Annotated in this window: 3 protein-coding genes and 1 pseudogene; all 4 read right to left on the minus strand. The window is 24.3% G+C overall.

The window, feature by feature from the left end; genetic code table 11:
• Positions 1-609 (minus strand): annotated as a pseudogene (locus Q5F54_RS11480) (NgoFVII family restriction endonuclease); the annotation flags it as partial.
• Between the two features lie 453 nt (positions 610-1,062).
• A complete protein-coding gene (locus Q5F54_RS11485; protein WP_281538790.1) occupies positions 1,063-1,866 on the minus strand; it encodes a DUF3226 domain-containing protein in 804 nt (267 codons plus the stop codon).
• Positions 1,866-2,894 (minus strand): ATP/GTP-binding protein, encoded by a 1,029-nt coding sequence (locus tag Q5F54_RS11490; protein WP_281538791.1) that lies wholly within the window; start codon positions 2,892-2,894, stop codon positions 1,866-1,868. The genes Q5F54_RS11485 and Q5F54_RS11490 overlap by 1 nt, the downstream gene beginning before the upstream one ends.
• Before the next feature lie 668 nt (positions 2,895-3,562).
• Positions 3,563-3,820: a Mor transcription activator family protein gene (locus Q5F54_RS11495; protein WP_302334459.1), complete on the minus strand. Its 258-nt coding sequence runs from the start codon at positions 3,818-3,820 to the stop codon at positions 3,563-3,565.
• Positions 3,821-3,979: the final 159 nt, after the last annotated feature.

Raw genomic sequence — 3,979 nt, forward strand, 5'->3', positions numbered from 1 at the left:
TGTATTAGGAAGTTGTGATAAAAACTTTATAGCTCTAAATTCACTTGCTCCCATATATGAGGTTGTTATTATTCTAAGTTTTTTTGTTTTTGTGTGTTCTATTAGCTCATCTTTTATTAGTCTTAGTCCGCTCCATCTTATGAATGATACTAATATATCTATACTGTCACTACTTGCTATTTCTCTTTTTAATTCATTTATTAGGTCTGGTTCATTGTTTGAATTTGTGAATAAGTAACTTTGTGATATAGGTGTTATAGGTCTTATATTGTTGTTTTTTATTTTTGATTTATTAAGTTTTTCTTCTATTGATAGTAGTATTTCTCCGTTTTTGTGGATGTTATTTTCTTTTATTTCTTCGTCTTCTACTTGTGTAGATAGGTAGTTTATTATTTGGTTGCATAGCTCTATTTGTTTGTTTAGATCTTTGTTTTTCATTAGATTTAAGCTTTTTTTAGTTACTTCTTGTAGGTATTTTGATAGTACTATTTTTGCCTCTTCTTTTTCTATTTCTTCTTTGTGGATATTTATTTCATTTTCTCTATTTTTTATTTCTTCATGTATTTTGTTAGATATTACTTGTTCGTATATACCTTCTTTTAATTTCATATTTATACCCCTTACTTTGAATGTTATTTGTTCTATTTTACGTCTTATAGTAATCTAACTTAATAATGAATGTATTAAATATTTTTTAATATAAGTTGATAGATTTTAATTATAAATTGTTTAAATATTATAGCTATAACTGAAACGTACAAACTTTTATAAGTTCCATTACTATAATTTTATTATACGATAATTACACTATAAATTTTAAAACTTCTTTAGTCTCAGATATTTTATTTTTATTATTTTTTGTACTTAATTAACTCGTTGTGCTATTTAATTTTTACAATAATTAAACTCCAATATATAGTACCCTAAGATTATATCAAAAATATTTTGGTATTATAGATTGGAGTTTAATTATTATAAGTATATTAGAAGAACATCTAAAAAACACTGATTTATCTATAATTTTTCTAAAAACAAGCTTTCTCGCCATCTAATTTACTTCTTTTATTTTTGGGTTAGTATATTATCTATATAATCATATATTAATTTTAATGCCTGACTATTATTTATAGTTTCTTTACTTATCCAATGGCTATCTCTTATATGTACACCATTAGCTACTCCTGGATTTAAAACACTACCTACACAAGCAATCTTAGTTTTTTCATATTTTGAATTTTCTACTGACCATTCTTGTTTGTATTCATTAGGTATATTCTTTAAAAATTCCTCTACATTATATAAAAGTTCACTATCTACTTGATTTATAGTTTCTAATAATATATTTTCTAATCTTCCTGAATCTTTATTATTAGGAAAAACATAAAATTCAAATGGTATAGTAAAATCTTCTACTTCTATTATTTTTAATGTTTGATTTAAGATTTCTTCTCTAGAAAATCGATCAATCTTGTTTTTTTTACCTTCAAATCCTCGTTCTACTATATCTACTATTTTTTCTTCTTTATCTTTTAGATCTCCATCACAAAATACAACTACTTTATCTATTAATTCCATTTCATTAAATTCTAATTTTTTTAATACTGAGTTTAATACTTTCAGTAACTTTGTTTCACCTGCTGCATTTATTATACAAACTTGTGTATCCTCTTTTTTATAAAAAGTAGGTATTTTATTAAATACATTCAAACTATTTTTATAAAATGGAAAATTTCTAATTATTAACTTATCCATTGGTTTTAATATTTGATCATCTCTGTCTACTTCTTTAAATTCCATCAACATTAATATTTTAGATATAATTGCTACGTCATGAATTCCTTCAACTACAAAAAGATAATGACTCATTATCTTAAGTCACCACCTTCTTCAATAATTATTTCATATGCATCTTGTCCTGAAAACCTTCTAGCATACATTTTACCTCTAAAGTTCTCAAGTCTATATAGTGCTATATCATCTAAATTATGTTCTAAATTTTCAAGTATTGCTTCTAGTGCTTCTCTACTATGAGTAGTTGCTACTATTTGAGTATTATATTCCTTACTATTTCTAATTACTTCATTAAATATTTTACCTAGTACATCTTTATGTATTCCATTCTCTATTTCGTCAATAAGTAGCACTCCATTATAAGCATCCATTACTTTTGAAATTAGTACTATTGCTTTTTTAAGTCCATCACCAAAGCTAGATAAACTTAGTATACTTTTATCTTGAGTTGTTATGTATATTTCTTGATCTGATGTATAATTTATATCAATTATACTGTTATCAAATATTTTTAATAACTCTATAAGTTTCCATTTATCACCTTTTTTTATAACTGTATCAATTGCATTAAGTGTGCTTTTTTCTAAATATGTATCTATAGGCATTGCATATCCCATATTTATAAGTTTTAAATTATTTTTTGATAAACTTATTCTACTTTTTTTTCTATTTTCTAATATAAATTCTCGTTTCTCTGAGTTAAATGTATACTCTAAAATTGTTCTTTCATTACTCTCATCTTCTCCAAGTAATTCATAGTCTTCAAAGTATATTTCTTCTTCTTCAAAACCTTTTATATGTAAATTATAATTTTCACCATTTGATTCTAAATTTATATTTATCTCATTTTCTAATTTACATTCATTAAAAATTTCTTTTATTTTACTATATTTGATACTTCTTGGGTTATATTTTCTGCTCATTAACCTTAGGTGAGATAAATAATCAAATGGCTTTTCAAAGAATTTTATTGCCTCTAATATTGTTGTTTTTCCTGAGTTATTATCACCAACAAATATATTTATTGATTTCATATCATAAATGTTTATATCTTTTATTCCTTTGAATTTATGTATATCTATGTATTTTATATGATTAGCCATTTTTCCACCTCCTATTGACATTTTACTTATTTTAATTATATCATATTTTTAGGTCTTCTAATCATTATAAAATGCTCTGTTTTCCTATCCTTTTATATTAATTTAAACTCGCAATTTTATTTAAGATTTTTTATAATCTTTGTCTCATACTTTATAACAATTTTTCTATGCATTCACTTGTACTTATTAATACTTGATATGGTACTATTGATGATTTAATTAAATTTCTAGTTTGTTTAGGCTTTGGTACATCTAGTGTATTTACTCTTACTCCAGTATAGTTTGTATATAAACCATAGTTACTACTTCCAATTTGTTATGGATTTTCTAAATATATTTCTGTATATATCTATACTTTTCATACAGTCAGATATTGATGGTATTACTAGTACATCACTAAATCTTATTACCTTATTTAATTCATCTATAAGACTATAAATTTATTAAATAGTAAGCTTTTTTAACTGAGTATCTAAATTTGTTTTTTTGTGTATATTTCCACAAATACGATTTCTTCTACTTTATTTTTTTATTTATTTTACTATTTTTTTAAATTATTTTAAATAGTTATGATAAAATTACTTATATTTAAATTAATAACTTAACTATCCTTGAATTTTTAGAGCAAATCTAAAATATAAATAAAACCGTTGGAAATAACCAACGGTTTAACTCTTTTCACCAACAATCTTTCTAACCCTAACCTCACTAATACCAAACCTTCTTGCCATCTCCTTATAATCACCACAAAAACTCTCCCTAATAACCCTGTCCCTAACAGGCTTAGTTATACACCTTTCACTAGGAAGATAAACACTAGTCCCTCCAGCACACTTAATAAGACTTCTCAAAGCATCAATGCCAATAGCACAAGCCACACTCTTTAAATTCTCAGGCACATCATCAATAGTCAACTTATTAATCATAAAACCACCTCCATACCTTAATATTTCAATATCTTTACTATCGTTCCCTTTGTCAAAAACTTGTAAACTTCTTTACTATATTTTAATAACACTCATCAAATATACTTAACTTAAGATTTAGCTAATAAGTCTAAAAATTTAAAAGGAGGTGGGGTAAAT

It is taken from the genome of uncultured Romboutsia sp., assembly GCF_958366745.1.
GTDB classification, from domain to species: Bacteria; Bacillota; Clostridia; order Peptostreptococcales; family Peptostreptococcaceae; genus Romboutsia; species Romboutsia timonensis.

What these genes read in the sequence shown, in the direction of transcription:
- Q5F54_RS11490 (WP_281538791.1), bottom strand. Translation starts at nt 2,894, where the DNA reads ATGGCTAATCATATAAAATACATAGATATACATAAATTCAAAGGAATA.
- Q5F54_RS11485 (WP_281538790.1), bottom strand. Translation starts at nt 1,866, where the DNA reads ATGAGTCATTATCTTTTTGTAGTTGAAGGAATTCATGACGTAGCAATT.
- Q5F54_RS11495 (WP_302334459.1), bottom strand. Translation starts at nt 3,820, where the DNA reads ATGATTAATAAGTTGACTATTGATGATGTGCCTGAGAATTTAAAGAGT.